This is a genomic window from Kosakonia sp. CFBP8986, from assembly GCF_034044935.1.
In the GTDB taxonomy this organism is placed as follows: domain Bacteria; phylum Pseudomonadota; class Gammaproteobacteria; order Enterobacterales; family Enterobacteriaceae; genus Kosakonia; species Kosakonia cowanii.
In genome coordinates this window covers 1-18,687 of sequence record NZ_JAXCXB010000014.1, presented here as the reverse complement: position 1 = coordinate 18,687, position 18,687 = coordinate 1, and the positions used below count along the sequence as shown (strand labels likewise).

The window sequence follows — 18,687 nt, the reverse complement described above, 5'->3', positions numbered from 1 at the left end:
CGCTTCCAGATTTACAAGGCCGACGCGTTCGGCCTTTTTTATTTGCGTAACGCCTCGCAGAAAAGCCCTTCCAAACTGGACGTTTATACAGCACAATCCCGACGGAATGGGTGATGAAGAGGGAGCGGAATGGAGAGTTCAATCATCGTACTGGCAGCCGTGGCGCTGGCAGGGTTACTGGTCGGCTGGCTGGCCGCAAGCTGGCGCGGTGCGCAGCAGCAGGCGGAGCTGCTCGCCGAGCAGCGCGATGTCTTCAGTGAACTGAGCGCCGCCCGCCAGCAGATCGCCCAGAACAGCCACTGGCGCGAAGAGTGTGAGCTGCTGAATAACGAACTGCGCAGCCTGCAACATATCAACAGCTCGCTGGAAGCGGATCTGCGTGAAGTCACCACCCGGCTTGAATCCACCCAGTTGCATGCGGAAGAGAAACTGCGCCAGATGCACAGCAGCGAGCAGCGTCTGAGCGAGCAGTTTGAAAACCTCGCTAATCGTATTTTCGAGCAGAGCAACCGTCGCGTTGACGAACAGAACCGCCAGAGCCTCAATGGCTTACTCACCCCGCTGCGCGAGCAGCTCGACGGTTTTCGCCGCCAGGTGCAGGAGAGCTTCGGCCAGGAGGCGCGCGAACGGCACACTCTGGCGCATGAGATCCGCAATCTCCAGCAGCTAAATGCCCAGATGGCGCAGGAAGCCATCAACCTCACCCGCGCGCTGAAAGGCGATAACAAAACCCAGGGTAACTGGGGCGAAGTGGTGCTGACCCGCGTGCTTGAAGCCTCCGGTCTGCGCGAAGGGCATGAGTATGAGACTCAGGTCAGCATGGAGAACGAGAGCCGCGCGCGCATGCAGCCGGACGTTATTGTGCGCCTGCCGCAGGGCAAGGACGTGGTGATCGACGCCAAAATGACGCTGGTGGCCTACGAGCGCTACTTCAACGCCGAGGATGAGTTCTCCCGCGAAGCGGCGCTGCAGGAGCACATCACCTCCGTGCGTGGCCACATTCGCCTGCTGGGAAGAAAAGATTATCAGCAGCTCTCCGGTCTGCGCAGCCTGGATTACGTCCTGATGTTTATCCCGGTGGAACCCGCCTTTTTAATCGCCCTCGACAGGCAGCCGGAGCTGATTACCGAGGCGCTGAAAAACAACATTATGCTGGTCAGCCCGACCACGCTGCTGGTTGCCCTGCGCACTATCGCCAACCTGTGGCGTTACGAGCACCAGAGCCGCAACGCCCAGCAGATCGCAGAGCGGGCGAGCCGCCTGTATGACAAAATGCGCCTCTTCGTCGACGATATGACCGCGATTGGCCAGAGCCTTGAGAAGGCGCAGGAGAACTACCGCCAGGCGATGAAAAAACTCAGCTCAGGGCGCGGCAACCTGCTTGCGCAAACTGAGGCATTTCGTGGCCTTGGCGTCGAGATCAAGCGCGAGATTAATCCGGAATTGGCCGCGCAGGCGCAGGAGCAGGACGAAGAATTTCGTCTGCGGGCAGGACAAGACGCGTTTAACGATCATAATCAAGACAAGGGATTAGATATGGCCACGCCGGGTGAAGAGGCTGCGGCGAAGGCCTCTTCGGGCGGTTGAAACGTAGGGCAATCGCGTCCAATCTGATACACTTCATCAACAAATCCTTAAATAGCAGGCACTAAGATGGCGGAAGATTCAAAAGAGACAACACACTTTGGTTTTCAGACCGTCGCCAAGGAAAATAAAGCCGATATGGTGGCGCATGTTTTCCATTCGGTTGCGTCAAAATACGATGTGATGAACGACTTAATGTCGATGGGCATCCACCGCTTATGGAAGCGATTTACCATCGATTGCAGCGGCGTGCGCCGTGGGCAGAAAGTCCTCGATCTGGCGGGTGGCACCGGCGATCTCACCGCAAAATTTTCTCGTCTGGTTGGCGAAACCGGCCAGGTTGTGCTGGCGGATATCAACGAGTCGATGCTGAAGATGGGCCGCGAAAAGCTGCGCAATCTCGGTGTTATCGGCAACGTTGAATATGTGCAGGCGAACGCCGAAGCGCTGCCGTTCCCGGACAACACCTTCGACTGCATCACCATCTCCTTCGGTTTGCGTAACGTTACCGACAAAGAGAAAGCGCTGCGCTCCATGTTTCGCGTGCTGAAGCCGGGCGGCCGTCTGCTGGTGCTGGAGTTCTCCAAACCGGTTATCGAACCGCTGAGCAAAGCTTACGATGCTTACTCCTTCCACGTTCTGCCGCGCATTGGGCAGATGGTGGCAAACGACGCGGAGAGCTACCGTTACCTGGCTGAATCCATCCGTATGCATCCCGATCAGGACACCCTGAAAGCGATGATGCAGGATGCCGGTTTCGAAAACGTCGATTACTACAACCTGACCGCCGGTATTGTTGCCCTGCACCGTGGCTACAAATTCTGACAGGAGTGCGTATGCCCTTTAAGCCGATGGTGGCCGCGGGAATTGAACGCGTGCTGAATACCTTTTTTTACCGCGACAGCGCGCTGAAAGCGGCGCGCCAGCGTCTCTACGGCAAAGTGCTGCGCGTGGTGGTGCAGGAGTTTTCCGCGCCAATTGCGCTGGTCTTCAGCGAGCGCCAGGTCGACGTGCTGAGCGAGTGGGAAGGGGAAGCCGACTGTTCGGTCATTACCCGCCTCAACGTGCTGCCGAAGCTGCGCGACCGTCAGCAGCTCACCGCGCTTATCCGCAGCGGTGAACTGGAAGTGCAGGGCGATATTCAGGTCGTACAAAACCTCTCTTCACTGATGGATCAAGCCGAGTTTGACCCGGCGGAAGTGCTTGCGCCGTGGACTGGCGACATTGCCGCTGAGGGTATCAGCAAATTTCTGCGCGGCGGCGCACGCCTTTTTCGCCACGGCTTTACGCGCCAGCAGCGCTATCTCTCTGAAGCCTTAACGGAAGAGTGGCGCGTAGCACCGGGCGCGCTGGAAATCGCCTGGTTTGCCGAAGAGACAGCGGCCGCTGAACGTGCCGCGGACGCCTTAGCCAAACGACTGGATAAACTGGAGGGCAAATGACGCCCGGAGAATTACGGCGACTCTATTTCATCATCCAGACTTTTTTGAGTTACGGGCTTGATGAGCTCATCCCCAACATGCGTCTTACCCTGCCGCTGCGTCTGTGGCGCAGAACCCTCTTCTGGATGCCCAACCGGCATAAAGAGAAGGAGTTGGGTGTACGTCTTCGCCTTGCCCTGCAAGAGCTTGGGCCGGTATGGATTAAATTCGGGCAGATGCTCTCCACCCGCCGCGATCTCTTCCCGCCGATGATCGCCGATCAGCTGGCGATGTTGCAGGATCGCGTTGCGCCCTTCGACGGAAGGCTGGCAAAAAAGCAGATTGAAAAAGCGATGGGCGATCGCCCGGTCGAAGAGTGGTTTGACGATTTCAATATTGAACCGCTGGCATCCGCCTCCATCGCGCAGGTGCATACCGCACGGCTGAAAGAGAATGGCAAAGAGGTGGTGATCAAAGTGATCCGCCCGGACATTCTGCCGATCATCAAAGCGGATCTGCGCCTGATCTACCGCCTGGCAGGCTGGGTTCCGCGCCTGCTGCCGGATGGCCGTCGTCTGCGCCCGCAAGAAGTGGTGCACGAATATGAGAAGACGCTGATCGACGAACTCGATCTGCTGCGCGAATCGGCGAATGCCATTCAGCTGCGCCGCAACTTTGAAAACAGCCCGATGCTCTATGTGCCGGAAGTCTATTCCGACTACTGCAGCCAGAACATGATGGTGATGGAGCGCATCTACGGCATCCCGGTTTCCGATGTCGCGGCGCTGGAGAAGAACGGCACCAACATGAAGCTGCTCGCTGAACGCGGTGTTCAGGTCTTCTTCACCCAGGTGTTCCGGGACAGCTTCTTCCATGCCGATATGCACCCTGGCAACATTTTCGTTAGCTACGATCACCCGGAAGATCCGCAATACATCGGCATTGACTGCGGTATCGTCGGCTCGCTGAACAAAGAAGATAAGCGTTATCTGGCGGAGAACTTTATCGCCTTCTTCAACCGTGACTACCGCAAAGTGGCGGAGCTGCATGTTGATTCAGGGTGGGTACCGGCAGATACCAACGTCGAAGAGTTTGAGTTTGCCATCCGTACCGTCTGCGAGCCGATCTTTGAGAAGCCGCTGGCGGAGATCTCTTTTGGTCACGTGCTGCTGAACCTCTTTAACACCGCGCGGCGCTTCAATATGGAAGTGCAGCCGCAGCTGGTACTACTGCAAAAAACTCTGCTCTACATTGAGGGAGTAGGGCGCCAGCTCTATCCGCAGCTCGATTTGTGGAAAACGGCGAAGCCTTTCCTTGAAACGTGGATCAAAGACCAGGTTGGTTTCCCGGCGCTGGTGCGGGCAATCAAGGAGAAGGGCCCCTTCTGGATCGAAAGAATGCCGGAAGTTCCTGAACTGATCTTCAACGGATTGCAGCAAGGAAAACATTTGCAACAAAGCGTTGATAAAATTGCCCGAGAGTTAGAGGTCAACCGCGTACGGCAGGGGCAGTCGCGCTATCTGTTTGGTATCGGTGCGACGCTGCTGTTAAGCGGCACGCTATTGCTGATAACCCGTCCTGAGCTGGCAAATAATCCGTTGTGGTTAATGGGCGGCGGGCTGCTTGTCTGGCTGCTGGGCTGGCGTAAGACGCGCTGACCTGAGGCGCCCTGGCCATGCCGGTCAGGGACATGCAGCCCAGGGGATAACGTGTATACTGTGGCCTCTTTCTAACATCGTCTCTTAGAGGGGAAGTGAGTATGGGTAGTATCGGCATTTGGCAGTTGGTGGTTATTGCGGTCATCGTTGTGCTGCTGTTTGGCACCAAAAAGCTCGGCTCGATTGGCTCCGATCTTGGCGCGTCGATCAAGGGCTTCAAAAAAGCGATGAGCGACGATGATAAAAAAGAGAGTGAGGCAAAATCGGCACAGGATGCAGATTTTACCGCGAAGAATCTCTCTGATACCCGTAACCCCGACGTCGTGAAGAGCGACGAAAAACGTCACGATAAAGAGCAGGTGTAAGTCGTGTTCGATATAGGTTTTGGCGAATTGTTACTCGTTTTTATCATTGGTCTGGTGGTGCTGGGGCCTAAGCGTTTGCCCGTCGCCGTGCGCACTGTGGTTGGCTGGATCCGCGCCCTGCGCTCGCTGGCGACCACCGTACAGAACGAACTGACGCAGGAGCTTAAGCTGCAGGAGTTCCAGGACAGCCTGAAGAAGGTGGAGAAAGCGAGCCTGGACAACCTGACGCCGGAGTTGAAAGAGTCGATGGACGAGCTGCGTCAGGCGGCGGAATCGATGAAGCGCACCTACAGCGCCAACGACGCGGAAAAAGCGAGTGACGAAGCGCATACCATCCATAACCCGGTGGTGAAAGATTATGAAGCGCAGCATGAAGGCGTTACGCCTGGCGTTGCTGAACATCAGGTGAGCGCGCCGCAACAGGCTCCCCAGGAAGTGCCGGAAGAAACTGCCCCGGCAAAAATCTCTCTGGCGAAAACCGCTGCGCCGGTTTCCGACTCCACCCCCTCTGCAAGTGATAAGTCCTGAACATGGCCGTAGACGATACCCAACCGCTGATCGCGCATCTGATTGAGCTGCGTAAACGTCTGTTGAACTGCATCATCGCGGTGATGGTGATTTTCCTCGCGCTGGTCTACTTCGCGAATGATATCTACCAGCTGGTCTCCGCGCCGCTGATCAAACAGATGCCGCTGGGCGCGACGATGATCGCCACCGATGTCGCCTCGCCCTTCTTCACGCCGATCAAGCTCACCTTTATGGTGTCACTGATCCTCTCTGCACCGGTTGTGCTCTACCAGGTGTGGGCCTTTGTTGCACCCGCACTCTACAAGCATGAGCGCCGCCTGGTGGTGCCGCTGCTGGTCTCCAGCTCGCTGCTGTTCTATATCGGTATGGCATTCGCCTACTTCGTGGTCTTCCCGCTGGCGTTTGGCTTTTTGACCCACACCGCGCCGGAAGGGGTGCAGGTCTCGACCGATATCGCCAGCTATCTCAGCTTTGTGATGGCGCTGTTTATGGCCTTCGGCGTCTCGTTTGAAGTGCCGGTTGCCATCGTCCTGCTCTGCTGGATGGGCGTCACTACGCCGGACGACCTGCGGCAGAAGCGCCCCTATGTGCTGGTTGGCGCGTTTGTTGTCGGCATGCTGCTGACGCCGCCGGATGTCTTTTCGCAAACGCTGCTGGCAATCCCGATGTACTGCCTGTTTGAAGTCGGCGTCTTTTTCGCCCGCTTTTACGTGGGTAAACGTCGCGTGCCGGACGATGAGAGCGAAACGGAAACCACCGAAGAGTAATAATCAGCCGCCCGCCAGGGCGGTTGTTGTATGGGAAACAGCATGTTTGATATTGGCGTGAATTTAACCAGCTCGCAGTTTGACCGTGATCGGGATGATATTGTCTCCCGCGCGCAGGCGGCGGGTGTGACCGGGATGTTAATTACCGGCACTAACCTGCATGAGAGCCAGCAGGCGCAGCAACTGACGCAGCGCTATGCGCGCTGCTGGTCGACCGCTGGCGTACATCCGCATGACAGCAGTAGCTGGACGGAAGAGACCGAACAGGCGATTCGTGCTCTGGCGGCGATGCCGGGTGTGGTGGCGATCGGCGAGTGCGGGCTCGATTTCAATCGTAACTTCTCAACGCCGCAGGAGCAGGAGCAGGCGTTCAGCGCACAGCTGGAATTGGCCGCCGAGCTTAATTTGCCGGTGTTTCTGCACTGTCGCGATGCCCATCAGCGTTTCCTCACCCTACTGGATCCCTGGCTTGATAAGCTCTCCGGTGCGGTACTGCACTGTTTTACCGGTTCGGCGCAAGAGGCGCAGGAGTGCATTGCGCGGGGTCTCTGTCTCGGGATTACCGGTTGGGTGTGCGATGAGCGACGCGGGCTGGAGCTGCGCGAAGTGGTGCCGATGATTCCTGCCGATCGGCTGATGATCGAAACCGATGCGCCCTGGCTGCTGCCGCGCGATCTTAAAACGAAGCCCGCTTCCCGCCGTAACGAGCCTGCTTTGCTGGAGCATATTCTGAGCACGGTCGCCGAACTGCGCGGTGAAACGCCGCAGGCGCTAAGTACTGCGACGGATGAGAACGTGAAGCGGCTATTCGGTATTGCGTTTTAAGCGGTCAGGCTTTGCGGAAATCGGTGTTTTTGACACTCTGCAAAACTTGCTTATTAAGAAGATGCAGCAGCAGCATGGAGCGCGCTTCGCCATCCGGCTCTTTGAAGATAGCCTGCAACCCTTCCAGCGCGCCTTCCGTAATCACAACGCTGTCGCCAGGGTAAGGGGTTTCCGGGTCGGTGATCCCTTCCGGCTGATACGCTTCAAGCTGCTGGATCACCGCGTGCGGAACGCTTGCCGGATGCATACCAAAACGTACGAAGTGGCTGACACCGCGCGTCGCATTAATGGTCGTGGTGTGTATGACCTCTGGATCGAATTCCACAAACAGGTAGTTTGGAAAGAGAGGCTCTTTCACCGTTGTCCGCTTGCCGCGGACAATCTTTTCCAGCGCAATCATCGGCGTCAGACAGGAGACTGACTGGCGTTCCAGGTGTTCCTGGGCGCGCTGAAGTTGGCCTCGTTTGCAGTAGAGTAGATACCAGGATTGCATAATGACTCTTTTCCGTAAGTTCGGCCGCAAGAATATCAAAACCACCGCATGATGGCTAAGGTGATTATAACGCTGACTGAGCAATGCCGTTGTATTTCACGCCTATTTAACAAAAATACAGCAACCTTAAGACGAACACCGTATAATAAAGCGCTTATCTGGAGGCAATCATAACCCCATGAAATACACCGATCTTCGCGACTTTCTGACACTACTTGAGCAACAGGGCGAGCTGAAACGCATCGCGCTTCCGGTTGATCCCTATCTCGAAATGACGGAAATCGCCGATCGCACGCTGCGTGCGGGCGGTCCGGCGTTGTTGTTTGAAAATCCGAAAGGCTACGCGATGCCGGTGTTGTGCAACCTCTTCGGCACGCCGCGTCGTGTCGCATTGGGTATGGGGCAGGATGATGTCAGCGCGCTGCGCGATGTCGGCAAACTGCTGGCGTTTCTCAAAGAGCCGGAGCCGCCAAAAGGGTTTCGCGATCTCTTCGATAAGCTGCCGCAGTTCAAGCAAGTGCTGAACATGCCGACCAAACGCCTGCGCGGTGCGCCGTGCCAGCAAAAGGTGGTGCAGGGCGATGCGGTCGATCTGCACACCATCCCGATTATGCAGTGCTGGCCGGAAGATGCCGCACCGCTGATCACCTGGGGTCTGACCGTCACCCGCGGGCCGCACAAAGAGCGCCAGAACCTGGGGATCTACCGCCAGCAGCTGATCGGCAAAAATAAGCTGATTATGCGCTGGCTCTCTCACCGCGGCGGTGCGCTCGATTTTCAGGAGTGGCAAAATGCCCGCCCGGGCGAGCGTTTCCCGGTCGCCGTGGCGCTGGGTGCCGATCCGGCCACCATTCTTGGCGCCGTGACGCCGGTGCCGGATACCCTCTCTGAATATGCCTTTGCCGGGCTGCTGCGCGGCAATAAAACCGAAGTCGTGAAGTGCATATCAAACGATCTGGAAGTGCCCGCCAGCGCGGAGATTGTGCTGGAAGGCTATATTGAAGCGGGTGAGATGGCGCCGGAAGGGCCGTATGGCGATCACACCGGCTACTATAATGAAATCGATAATTTCCCGGTGTTTACGGTTACGCATATCACCCAGCGTGAAGATGCGATCTATCACTCTACCTACACCGGTCGTCCGCCGGATGAGCCAGCGGTGCTGGGCGTGGCGCTGAATGAAGTGTTTGTGCCGATCCTGCAAAAGCAGTTCCCGGAAATTGTCGACTTCTATCTTCCGCCGGAAGGGTGTTCCTATCGCCTGGCGGTAGTGACCATCAAGAAGCAGTATGCCGGGCACGCCAAGCGCGTGATGATGGGCGTCTGGTCTTTCCTGCGCCAGTTTATGTACACCAAATTTGTGATCGTGTGCGATGACGATGTTAACGCCCGCGACTGGAACGATGTGATCTGGGCGATCACCACCCGCATGGACCCTGCGCGGGATACTGTGCTGGTGGAAAATACGCCGATCGATTATCTGGATTTTGCCTCGCCGGTTTCCGGGCTTGGTTCAAAAATGGGACTGGATGCCACCAATAAATGGCCCGGCGAAACCGACCGTGAGTGGGGTCGCCCGATCAAGAAGGATCCCGAGGTGACGGCGCGAATCGACGCCATCTGGGATGAACTGGCCATAATGAACGCCGAAAAATAGACCCGACAGAGAGAGCGCATGACAACCTTAAGCTGTAAAGTGACCTCGGTAGATGCCATCACTGATACCGTGTATCGCGTCCGTTTAGTGCCGGAAGCGGCATTTTCATTTCGTGCAGGCCAGTACTTGATGGTGGTGATGGATGAGCGCGACAAGCGCCCCTTCTCCATGGCGTCGACCCCCGACCAGCACGACTATATCGAACTGCATATCGGTGCTTCCGAGTTGAACCTTTACGCAATGGCGGTGATGGATCGCATTTTGAAAGAGCGCGAAATCGTTATCGACATTCCCCACGGCGATGCCTGGCTGCGCGACGATGAAGAGCGCCCGATGGTGCTGATTGCCGGCGGGACAGGTTTCTCCTATGTGCGCTCTATTCTACTCACCTCACTGGCGAAAACGCCGGACCGTGATATCACCATTTATTGGGGCGGGCGTGAAGCGAAGCACCTCTACGATCTCTCCGAGCTGGAAGCGCTGTCGGTTACACACCCGAATCTGAATGTAGTGCCAGTAGTCGAGCAGCCGGATGAAGAGTGGCGCGGCCGTTCAGGCACCGTACTCGCCGCCGTACTGCAGGATTTCGGCTCCCTCTCCGGGCACGATATCTACATTGCCGGCCGCTTCGAGATGGCAAAAATCGCCCGCGATCTCTTCTGCAACGAGCGCGGCGCGCGTGAGGATCGGTTGTTTGGCGACGCGTTCGCGTTCATCTGATTTTATCTTCGCCCTTGCCGCCATAGCGGCGTTGCCTGCCTTCGTTCACCCCGGTCACATAGTTATCTATGCTCCCGGGGACTCTCTCAGTTGCCGCCTTGCTCTGACGACAATGGCTTCGATAAAACCGCATTGTTTGCCCTTGCCGCCATAGCGGCGTTGCCTGCCTTCGTTCATCCCGGTCACATAGTTATCTATGCTCCCGGGGACTCTCTCGGTTGCCGCCTTTCGTATTACGCCATAAAAAAAACCGCCCCTGACAGGCGGTAAAAACGGCAACTAAATTTTCTCTCTTTCAGCCTATATGCCGGATGGCGGCGCAAGCGCCTTATCCGGCCTACGGGAGTGTGCTTTGTAGGCCGGGCAAGCGAAGCGCCCCCGTCGTTCCGTGCCGGATGGCGGCGCAAGCGCCTTATCCGGCCTACGGGAGTGTGCTTTGTAGGCCGGGCAAGCGAAGCGCCCCCGGCGTTCCGTGCCGGATGGCGGCACAAGTGCCTTATCCGGCCTACGGGTGCGTGTTTTGTAGGCCGGGCAAGCGCAGCGCCCCCGGCGATCCGTGCCGGATGGCGGCACAAGCGCCTTATCCGGCCTACGGGCGTGCTTTATAGGCCGGGCAAGCGAAGCGCCCCCGGCGTTCCGTGCCGGATGGCGGCGCAAGCGCCTTATCCGGCCTACGGGTGCGTGTTTTGTAGGCCGGGCAAGCGCAGCGCCCCCGGCGATCCGTGCCGGATGGCGGCACAAGTGCCTTATCCGGCCTACGGGCGTGTGTTTTGTAGGCCGGGTAAGCGCAGCGCCCCCGGCGATCCGTGCCGGATGGCGGCACAAGTGCCTTATCCGGCCTACGGGTGTGTGCTTGTAGGCCGGGCAAGCGCAGCGCCCCCGGCATAGGTGATGGTTATACACGCTCAAACACCGTGGCGATCCCCTGACCCAAACCGATACACATTGTTGCCAGACCAAGATGGGCATCTTTGCGCTCCATCAGGTTGAGCAGCGTGGTGCTGATACGGGTACCGGAGCAGCCCAGCGGATGACCGAGGGCGATCGCGCCGCCGTTAAGGTTGATCTTCTCGTCGATCTGCTCCATCAGCCCCAGATCCTTAATGCACGGCAGGATCTGCGCGGCAAACGCTTCGTTCATCTCAAACAGATCGATATCGCTGGCGGTCAGCCCCGCTTTTTTCAGCGCCAGCTGCGACGCCGGCACCGGGCCGTAACCCATAATCGACGGATCGCAGCCGACCACCGCCATCGAGCGGATCCGCGCGCGCGGGGTTAAGCCAAGCTCGCGAGCGCGGCTTTCGCTCATCACCAGCATCGCCGATGCGCCATCCGACAGCGCCGATGATGTACCGGCGGTAACGGTGCCGCTGACCGGATCAAATGCCGGGCGCAGCGTAGAGAGCGCTTCAACGGTGGTTTCCGGGCGGATCACTTCATCGTAATTAAACTGCTTGAGCACCCCGTCGGCGTCATGCCCGCCGGTGGGAATGATCTCGTTTTTGAACGCGCCGGACTGCGTAGCGGCCCAGGCACGAGCATGAGAGCGGGCAGCGAAAGCATCCTGCATTTCGCGGCTGATGCCGTGCATGCGCGACAGCATTTCTGCGGTCAGCCCCATCATTCCCGCTGCTTTGGCAACGTTACGGCTCATACCCGGGTGGAAATCGACACCGTGGTTCATCGGCACGTGGCCCATATGTTCCACGCCGCCCACCAGGCAGACCTGTGCATCGCCGGTCATGATCATGCGCGCGGCATCATGCAGCGCCTGCATCGAGGAGCCGCACAATCGGTTGACCGTGACCGCCGGAACCGAGTGGGGGATCTCCGCCAGCAGCGCGGCGTTACGGGCAATGTTGAAGCCCTGTTCGAGGGTCTGCTGAACACAGCCCCAGTAAATATCGTCAATCGCACTCGCCTCAAGCGCCGGGTTGCGCGCCAAAAGGCTACGCATCAGGTGCGCAGAGAGATCTTCCGCGCGAACGTGGCGAAAGGCGCCGCCTTTTGAACGGCCCATCGGGGTACGTACTGCATCGACAATGACAACCTGTTCCATTGTGACTCCTTAAGCCGTTTTCAAAGCGCCAACCGGGCGCGCAGGTTCAACCGCGGGATAGTAAGGCTCGTTGTGGCGGGCCTTTTCACGTAACCCGGCCGGGACGTCATACAGCGGCCCAAGGTGCTGATACGCTTGCGCCATATCGAGATACTTCGCGCTGCCAAGCGTATCGAGCCAGCGGAAAGCGCCGCCGTGGAACGGAGGGAAGCCGAGTCCATACACCAGCGCCATATCCGCTTCGGCTGGGCTGGCGATAATGCCCTCCTCAAGGCAACGCACCACTTCATTGACCATCGGGATCATCATGCGGGCGATGATCTCCTGATCGGAGAACTCATGGCTGCCCTGGCGCACATCGCTCAGCAGGCTTTCAACCGCGCTATCTTCCTCTTTCTTCGGTTTGCCTTTGCTGTCCTCTTTATAGCGCCAGAAACCGAGGCCATTCTTCTGCCCGAAGCGGTTCGCCTCAAACAGCGCGTCGATGGCGTCGCGATAATCTTTCTGCATACGCTGCGGGAAACCGGCAGCCATTACCGCCTGTGCATGATGCGCGGTATCAATACCGACCACGTCGAGCAGGTAGGCCGGGCCCATCGGCCAGCCGAACTGTTTCTCCATCACTTTGTCGATTTTGCGGAAGTCCGCGCCATCGCGCAGCAGCTGGCTGAAACCAGCAAAGTAGGGGAACAGCACGCGGTTGACGAAGAAGCCGGGGCAGTCGTTGACCACAATCGGCGTTTTACCCATCTTGCTCGCCCAGGCCACCACTTTGGCGATGGTCTGATCGGAGGTTTTCTCGCCGCGGATCACTTCAACCAGCGGCATGCGGTGCACCGGGTTAAAGAAGTGCATGCCACAGAAGTTCTCCGGGCGTTTCAGCACGCTTGCCAGCTCGCTGATAGGAATGGTGGAAGTATTAGAGGCCAGCACGGTATCCGGGCGAACTTTCTCTTCAGTTTCCGCCAGCACCGCTTTTTTCACTTTCGGGTTTTCTACGACCGCTTCGACAACCACATCCACGCGTTCGAACCCGGCGTACTCCAGCGTTGGCTGGATGGTGGCGATCACCTTCGCCAGCTTGAGTCCGTCGATTTTGCCGCGCTCAAGCTGTTTATTCAGCAGCTTGCCTGCTTCATTAATGCCGAGGCTGAGCGACTTCTCATTAATATCCTTCATTAACACCGGCACGCCTTTCCAGGCAGACTGGTAGGCAATGCCGCCGCCCATAATGCCCGCGCCCAGCACGGCCGCCTGTTTTGGCGTCTCGACATCGGCGGTGAGCTTCTTCGCTTTACCTTTGACGAATTGATCGTTAAGGAAGATGCCAACCAGCGCGCGCGCTTCTTTACTGTGCGCCAGCGGGACAAAACTCTGGTTCTCCAGCTTTAACGCCTCGTCACGCCCCAGCTTCGCCGCCGCTTCAATGGTTTTCACCGCGGTGATAGGCGCAGGGTAGTGTTTTCCGGCGGTCTGCATCACCATGCCTTTGGCAATGGTGAAACTCATCGAGGCTTCGATTTTGCTGAGCTTCAACGGCTCAAGCTTCGGCTGACGCTTCGCTTTCCAGTCGAGATCGCCATTAATCGCCTGGCGCAGAATGGCGACAGCGCCTTCACGGATCTTCTCTGGTTTGACGATGCCATCGACAAGGCCAATTTTCAGCGCCTGTTCAGCATCGACATCTTTCCCGGCGGCGATAATTTCCAGCGCGCTATCGGCACCCAGCAGGCGCGGCAGACGCACCGAGCCGCCAAAGCCCGGCATAATACCGAGTTTGGTTTCCGGCAGGCCGATGCGCAGATCCGGCGTCGCCAGGCGGTAGTCGGTTGCCAGCACACATTCGCAGCCGCCGCCGAGGGCGTACCCGTTGACCGCAGAGAGGGTCGGCACCGGCAGATCTTCCAGGCGGTTAAAGACGCTGTTGGCGAAATGCAGCCACTGGCTCAGTTGCTCCTGAGGAACCTGGAAGAGGGAGAGGAATTCGGTAATGTCGGCACCGACGATAAAGGCCGCTTTCTCCGAGCGCAGCAGCAGCCCTTTTAAATCTGTTTGCTTCTCCAGCACGTCCAGCGCTTCGCCGAGGCTGGCGACGGTGGCGGTATCGAGCTTATTCACTGAGCCGGGCGCATCGAACACCAGTTCGGCAATGCCATCTTCCAGCCAGTTGAGGTACAGGTTATTGCCTTTGTAGAGCATGTCAGTCTCCAGAATTCAGCAGTGATCTGGTCGTACCAGATGAAGCGGAGTGTGGTTTTTATGTTAATAAATTGCAAATGAGTCATTAAAAAAATGCAGCGTCGATCACGCTCGGCGGAAATCACTCACATAAAAGGAGGTGTGCTAAGATGCGACAACTTGTGGTCTTGATTAACAAAAGGAAAGACGATGGATTCGCTGGCAGCGCTGTATAAAAATCATATTGTTACCCTACAAGAACGCGCGCGTGACGTGCTGGCGCGCAGTAATCTTGATGCGTTACTGATTCACTCTGGTGAACTGTTTAACGTCTTTCTTGATGACCATCCCTATCCCTTTAAAGTGAACCCGCAATTCAAAGCCTGGGTGCCGGTAACTCAGGTGCCGAACTGCTGGCTGCTGGTGGATGGCGTGAACAAGCCGAAGCTGTGGTTCTATCTGCCGGTCGATTACTGGCATAACGTTGAGCCGCTGCCGACCTCATTCTGGACCGAAGAGATTGAGGTGATTGCCCTGCCGAAAGCCGATGATATCGCCGGCCAGCTGCCTGCCGCGCGCAGCAATATCGCCTATATAGGCCCGGTGCCTGAGCGCGCGCTGAAGCTCGATATCGCCGCCAGCAATATCAACCCGAAAGCGGTGATTGATTACCTGCACTACTATCGCGCCTATAAAACGGATTACGAGCTGGCCTGTATGCGCGAAGCGCAGAAGACCGCGGTGATCGGTCATCGCGCGGCGCATGAAGCGTTCCAGTCCGGGATGAGTGAGTTCGACATCAACCTGGCCTACCTGACCGCTACCGGGCATCGCGATACCGATGTGCCGTATGGCAATATCGTGGCGCTTAATGAACATGCCGCAGTGCTGCACTACACCAAACTCGATCACCGTGCGCCCGCCGAGATGCGCAGTTTCCTGCTTGATGCTGGTGCGGAATATAACGGTTATGCCGCCGATTTAACGCGTACCTGGGCGGCGAACAGCGACACCGACTTTGCGCAGCTGATAAAAGATGTGAATGAAGAGCAGCTCGCGCTGATCGCCACACTGAAAGCGGGCGTTAACTACGTTGACTACCATGTTCAGTTCCACCAGCGCATCGCGAAACTGCTGCGTCGCCACCAGATTGTCACCGATATCAGCGAAGAGGCGATGGTTGAGCAGAACATCACCGGGCCGTTTATGCCGCATGGCCTCGGTCACCCGCTCGGTTTGCAGGTGCATGATGTCGGTGGCTTTATGCAGGATGACACCGGTACCCATCTGGCCGCGCCGTCGAAATATCCTTACCTGCGCTGCACCCGTGTGATGCAGCCACGTATGGTCGTCACCATTGAGCCGGGGATCTACTTTATTGAGTCGCTGCTGGCGCCGTGGCGCGATGGCCCGCTCGGCAAGCACTTCAACTGGCAGAAAATTGAGGCGCTGAAGCCGTTTGGTGGCATCCGTATCGAAGATAACGTCGTCATCCATGAAAATGGTACCGAGAACATGACGCGGGATCTGAAGCTGGCGTAATGGAGAGCTGGCCTATTCCGGCGGCGCCGGTCACCTTTAGCGAGGAGATCAAAAAGAGCCGCTTTATTACCCTGCTGGCGCACACGGATGGCGTCGAGGCGGCAAAGGCGTTTGTCGAGTCCGTGCGCGCTGAACACCCGACTGCCCGCCACCACTGCGTGGCGTGGGTTGCTGGTGCGCCGGATGATTCACAACAGTTAGGCTTTTCTGACGATGGCGAGCCGGCAGGGACGGCGGGCAAGCCGATCCTCGCGCAGCTGATGGGCAGCGGTGTCGGGGAAATTACCGCGGTAGTGGTGCGTTACTATGGCGGCGTGCTGTTGGGCACTGGCGGGCTGGTGAAGGCGTATGGCGGCGGCGTGCAGCAGGCGCTCACGCAGCTCACCACCACCCGCAAAATGCCGTTAACCGAATATACTTTGTGTTGCGATTATGCACAGCTTGCGGGAATCGAAGGGCTGCTCGGGCAGTTCGACGGGAAAATTGTCTCCAGCGACTATCAGGCGGCGGTGCAGCTACGTGTGGCGCTTCCGCAGAGTCATCTGGACGCTTTTTCGGCAAAGCTGGCTGATTTTAGCCGTGGCGCATTGCAATTGTTAAAAACTGAAGAATAATCGCCACCTGATTTTCTGAACACCATAGGAAGCGGCAGAGATGCATTTTCGCGCCATAACCCGAATCGTTGGACTGCTGGTCATCCTCTTTTCCGGAACGATGATCTTACCTGGACTGGTAGCCCTTATTTACCGTGACGGCGCGGGGCGCGCGTTTACCCAGACCTTTCTCGCCGCGCTGGTGATTGGCTCCATCTTGTGGTGGCCGAACCGCCGTGAGAAAGGGGAGCTGAAATCCCGCGAAGGGTTTCTGATAGTGGTGCTCTTCTGGACCGTGCTGGGCAGCGTCGGTGCGCTGCCCTTTATCTTCTCGGAAAGCCCGAACCTGACAGTAACCGACGCCTTTTTTGAATCCTTCTCTGGTTTGACAACCACGGGTGCCACCACGCTGGTGGGGCTTGATTCGCTGCCGCACGCGATTCTCTTTTATCGCCAGATGCTGCAGTGGTTCGGCGGGATGGGGATCATTGTGCTGGCCGTCGCCATTCTGCCTATTCTTGGCGTCGGGGGTATGCAGCTCTATCGTGCCGAGATGCCGGGGCCGCTGAAAGACAATAAGATGCGCCCGCGTATTGCGGAAACGGCGAAGACGCTGTGGCTTATCTATGTGTTACTGACGGTAGCCTGCGCGCTGGCGCTGTGGTTTGCCGGCATGCCAGCGTTTGACGCTATCGGGCACAGCTTCGCCACTATCGCTATCGGCGGCTTCTCGACGCACGATGCCAGTATCGGCTATTTCGACAGCCCGACGATTAACACCATTATTGCTATCTTCTTACTTATCTCCGGCTGTAACTACGGTTTGCACTTCTCGCTATTGAGCGGGCGCAGCCTGAAAGTGTACTGGCGCGATCCGGAGTTTCGCATGTTTATCGGTGTGCAGCTGACGCTGGTGGTCATCTGTACCGTGGTGCTCTGGTTCCATGATGTCTACACCTCAGCGCTGACCACGGTGAACCAGGCTTTTTTCCAGGTGGTTTCCATGGCGACCACGGCTGGCTTTACCACCGACAGCATTGCCCGCTGGCCGCTGTTCCTGCCGGTGCTGTTGTTATGCTCGGCGTTTATCGGGGGTTGTGCCGGTTCAACGGGCGGTGGCCTGAAAGTGATCCGCATCTTGCTGCTCTTTAAGCAGGGGAACCGCGAGCTGAAGCGTCTGGTGCACCCGAATGCGGTTTACAGCATTAAGCTCGGCCAGCGCGCGCTGCCGGAACGTATTCTTGAAGCGGTATGGGGATTCTTCTCCGCCTATGCGCTGGTCTTTATTGTCAGCATGCTGGCGATTATCGCCACCGGCGTGGATGATTTCTCCGCCTTCGCTTCGGTTGTGGCTACGCTCAATAACCTGGGGCCGGGGCTGGGCGTAGTGGCCGACAACTTCGCCAGTATGAACCCGGTGGCAAAATGGGTGCTTATCGCCAACATGCTGTTTGGTCGTCTGGAGGTCTTCACCCTGCTGGTGCTGTTTACCCCCACTTTCTGGCGCGAATAAGGGAGCGTTACGTGAAAACATTGATTCTTTTCTCTACCCGGGATGGGCAAACGCGGGAGATTGCCTCTTACCTCGCCTCTGAACTGAAAGAGCTGGGCGTTTACGCCGATGTGGTGAACCTGAACCGCACGCCGGAGATTGAGTGGGCGAAGTATGACCGCGTGGTGATTGGGGCGTCCATTCGCTACGGTCATTTCCACCCGGCGCTGGAGAGCTTTGTTAAAAAGCACCTGCAAACGCTGAATACTCTGCCGAGCGCGTTCTACTCCGTTAACCTGGTCGCGCGTAAACCAGAGAAGAGTTCGCCGCAGACGAATAGCTATACGCGCAAGTTCCTTCTCTCGTCTCCCTGGAAGCCAGATCACTGCGCTGTATTTGCCGGTGCGCTCCGTTATCCGCGTTATCGCTGGTATGACCGCTTTATGATTCGGTTGATCATGAAGATGACGGGGGGCGAAACGAACACCAGTCAGGAAGTGGTCTATACCGACTGGCAGCAAGTGGCGCATTTCGCTCGCGAAATCGCTCAGTTAAAAAGCAAAACGCCCGTTTAATGGGCATTGCGACCGAAAAATAAGCGAACGAAAACTTTTTTGAAATTAGGGGTTGTCAGGGGAAATTAACTCCCTATAATGCGCCTCCACTGACACGGCACAACGGCAAACACACCGGCCTGTCAGGTGAGGAATTCTGAAAATAATCAGTTGACTTCACAGCGGGAAAGCGTAATATGCACACCCCGCGCCGCTGCGAAAAGCGAAGCGGCACTGCTCTTTAACAATTT

The 18,687-nt window shown here is 57.4% G+C and carries 17 protein-coding genes; 14 read left to right on the top strand and 3 right to left on the bottom strand.

Features of this window, described 5'->3' with window-relative positions:
- The first annotated feature begins 129 nt into the window (after positions 1-129).
- From rmuC to tatD, 8 genes are all read left to right on the top strand, one after another.
- Positions 130-1,587: a DNA recombination protein RmuC gene (rmuC, locus tag SOM48_RS21415; protein ID WP_076770413.1), complete on the top strand. Its 1,458-nt coding sequence runs from the start codon at positions 130-132 to the stop codon at positions 1,585-1,587.
- 66 nt (positions 1,588-1,653) lie between these two features.
- Positions 1,654-2,409, top strand: a complete 756-nt coding sequence (gene ubiE, locus SOM48_RS21410) for a bifunctional demethylmenaquinone methyltransferase/2-methoxy-6-polyprenyl-1,4-benzoquinol methylase UbiE (protein WP_023479593.1) — start codon at positions 1,654-1,656, stop codon at positions 2,407-2,409.
- Between the two features lie 11 nt (positions 2,410-2,420).
- A complete protein-coding gene (ubiJ, locus tag SOM48_RS21405) occupies positions 2,421-3,026 on the top strand; it encodes a ubiquinone biosynthesis protein UbiJ (protein WP_320512963.1) in 606 nt (201 codons plus the stop codon).
- Positions 3,023-4,663 carry a ubiquinone biosynthesis regulatory protein kinase UbiB gene (ubiB, locus tag SOM48_RS21400; RefSeq protein WP_076770412.1) on the top strand — a complete coding sequence of 547 codons (1,641 nt, stop codon included), beginning with the start codon at positions 3,023-3,025 and terminating at the stop codon, positions 4,661-4,663. The genes ubiJ and ubiB overlap by 4 nt, the downstream gene beginning before the upstream one ends.
- A gap of 101 nt (positions 4,664-4,764) precedes the next feature.
- Complete coding sequence (gene tatA / locus SOM48_RS21395; RefSeq protein WP_042716354.1) at positions 4,765-5,028, top strand: Sec-independent protein translocase subunit TatA; 264 nt, start codon at positions 4,765-4,767, stop codon at positions 5,026-5,028.
- Between the two features lie 3 nt (positions 5,029-5,031).
- Positions 5,032-5,556, top strand: a complete 525-nt coding sequence (gene tatB, locus SOM48_RS21390) for a Sec-independent protein translocase protein TatB (protein ID WP_054803670.1) — start codon at positions 5,032-5,034, stop codon at positions 5,554-5,556.
- A gap of 2 nt (positions 5,557-5,558) precedes the next feature.
- Complete coding sequence (gene tatC, locus SOM48_RS21385; RefSeq protein ID WP_094419083.1) at positions 5,559-6,323, top strand: Sec-independent protein translocase subunit TatC; 765 nt, start codon at positions 5,559-5,561, stop codon at positions 6,321-6,323.
- A 30-nt stretch (positions 6,324-6,353) separates the two neighbouring features.
- The gene (tatD, locus tag SOM48_RS21380; protein WP_320512962.1) at positions 6,354-7,148 is read left to right on the top strand and encodes a 3'-5' ssDNA/RNA exonuclease TatD; all 795 of its coding nucleotides are present in this window, start codon (positions 6,354-6,356) and stop codon (positions 7,146-7,148) included.
- A gap of 4 nt (positions 7,149-7,152) precedes the next feature.
- On the opposite strand, the gene rfaH is transcribed toward tatD, so the two are convergent.
- Positions 7,153-7,641, bottom strand: a complete 489-nt coding sequence (gene rfaH / locus SOM48_RS21375; RefSeq protein WP_042716360.1) for a transcription/translation regulatory transformer protein RfaH — start codon at positions 7,639-7,641, stop codon at positions 7,153-7,155.
- 178 nt (positions 7,642-7,819) lie between these two features.
- Between rfaH and ubiD the strand changes: the two genes are divergently transcribed.
- Positions 7,820-9,298 (top strand): 4-hydroxy-3-polyprenylbenzoate decarboxylase, encoded by a 1,479-nt coding sequence (gene ubiD / locus SOM48_RS21370; RefSeq protein WP_023479541.1) that lies wholly within the window; start codon positions 7,820-7,822, stop codon positions 9,296-9,298.
- 18 nt (positions 9,299-9,316) lie between these two features.
- Positions 9,317-10,018: an NAD(P)H-flavin reductase gene (gene fre, locus SOM48_RS21365; RefSeq protein ID WP_023479600.1), complete on the top strand. Its 702-nt coding sequence runs from the start codon at positions 9,317-9,319 to the stop codon at positions 10,016-10,018.
- Positions 10,019-10,913: 895 nt separating this feature from the next.
- On the opposite strand, the gene fadA is transcribed toward fre, so the two are convergent.
- Together fadA and fadB are read right to left on the bottom strand one after the other, a co-directional pair.
- Positions 10,914-12,077: an acetyl-CoA C-acyltransferase FadA gene (gene fadA, locus SOM48_RS21360; protein ID WP_023479584.1), complete on the bottom strand. Its 1,164-nt coding sequence runs from the start codon at positions 12,075-12,077 to the stop codon at positions 10,914-10,916.
- Positions 12,078-12,086: 9 nt separating this feature from the next.
- Positions 12,087-14,276: a fatty acid oxidation complex subunit alpha FadB gene (gene fadB / locus SOM48_RS21355; RefSeq protein WP_320512961.1), complete on the bottom strand. Its 2,190-nt coding sequence runs from the start codon at positions 14,274-14,276 to the stop codon at positions 12,087-12,089.
- Positions 14,277-14,465: 189 nt separating this feature from the next.
- Here fadB and pepQ point away from each other — a divergent pair, with 189 nt between their 5' ends.
- The 4 genes from pepQ to hemG are packed head-to-tail and all read left to right on the top strand — an operon-like array spanning position 14,466 to position 18,457.
- Positions 14,466-15,797, top strand: coding sequence for a Xaa-Pro dipeptidase (pepQ, locus tag SOM48_RS21350; RefSeq protein WP_320512960.1), 1,332 nt, complete (start codon positions 14,466-14,468; stop codon positions 15,795-15,797).
- A complete protein-coding gene (locus tag SOM48_RS21345; protein ID WP_313163959.1) occupies positions 15,797-16,411 on the top strand; it encodes an IMPACT family protein in 615 nt (204 codons plus the stop codon). Before pepQ ends, SOM48_RS21345 begins: the two co-directional genes overlap by 1 nt.
- 40 nt (positions 16,412-16,451) lie before the next feature.
- A complete protein-coding gene (gene trkH, locus SOM48_RS21340; RefSeq protein WP_023479564.1) occupies positions 16,452-17,903 on the top strand; it encodes a Trk system potassium transporter TrkH in 1,452 nt (483 codons plus the stop codon).
- 11 nt (positions 17,904-17,914) lie between these two features.
- Positions 17,915-18,457, top strand: coding sequence for a menaquinone-dependent protoporphyrinogen IX dehydrogenase (hemG, locus tag SOM48_RS21335; RefSeq protein WP_023479607.1), 543 nt, complete (start codon positions 17,915-17,917; stop codon positions 18,455-18,457).
- Positions 18,458-18,687: the final 230 nt, after the last annotated feature.

What these genes read in the sequence shown, in the direction of transcription:
- rmuC (WP_076770413.1), top strand. Translation starts at nt 130, where the DNA reads ATGGAGAGTTCAATCATCGTACTGGCAGCCGTGGCGCTGGCAGGGTTA.
- ubiE (WP_023479593.1), top strand. Translation starts at nt 1,654, where the DNA reads ATGGCGGAAGATTCAAAAGAGACAACACACTTTGGTTTTCAGACCGTC.
- ubiJ (WP_320512963.1), top strand. Translation starts at nt 2,421, where the DNA reads ATGCCCTTTAAGCCGATGGTGGCCGCGGGAATTGAACGCGTGCTGAAT.
- ubiB (WP_076770412.1), top strand. Translation starts at nt 3,023, where the DNA reads ATGACGCCCGGAGAATTACGGCGACTCTATTTCATCATCCAGACTTTT.
- tatA (WP_042716354.1), top strand. Translation starts at nt 4,765, where the DNA reads ATGGGTAGTATCGGCATTTGGCAGTTGGTGGTTATTGCGGTCATCGTT.
- tatC (WP_094419083.1), top strand. Translation starts at nt 5,559, where the DNA reads ATGGCCGTAGACGATACCCAACCGCTGATCGCGCATCTGATTGAGCTG.
- tatD (WP_320512962.1), top strand. Translation starts at nt 6,354, where the DNA reads ATGGGAAACAGCATGTTTGATATTGGCGTGAATTTAACCAGCTCGCAG.
- rfaH (WP_042716360.1), bottom strand. Translation starts at nt 7,641, where the DNA reads ATGCAATCCTGGTATCTACTCTACTGCAAACGAGGCCAACTTCAGCGC.
- ubiD (WP_023479541.1), top strand. Translation starts at nt 7,820, where the DNA reads ATGAAATACACCGATCTTCGCGACTTTCTGACACTACTTGAGCAACAG.
- fre (WP_023479600.1), top strand. Translation starts at nt 9,317, where the DNA reads ATGACAACCTTAAGCTGTAAAGTGACCTCGGTAGATGCCATCACTGAT.
- fadA (WP_023479584.1), bottom strand. Translation starts at nt 12,077, where the DNA reads ATGGAACAGGTTGTCATTGTCGATGCAGTACGTACCCCGATGGGCCGT.
- fadB (WP_320512961.1), bottom strand. Translation starts at nt 14,276, where the DNA reads ATGCTCTACAAAGGCAATAACCTGTACCTCAACTGGCTGGAAGATGGC.
- pepQ (WP_320512960.1), top strand. Translation starts at nt 14,466, where the DNA reads ATGGATTCGCTGGCAGCGCTGTATAAAAATCATATTGTTACCCTACAA.
- SOM48_RS21345 (WP_313163959.1), top strand. Translation starts at nt 15,797, where the DNA reads ATGGAGAGCTGGCCTATTCCGGCGGCGCCGGTCACCTTTAGCGAGGAG.
- trkH (WP_023479564.1), top strand. Translation starts at nt 16,452, where the DNA reads ATGCATTTTCGCGCCATAACCCGAATCGTTGGACTGCTGGTCATCCTC.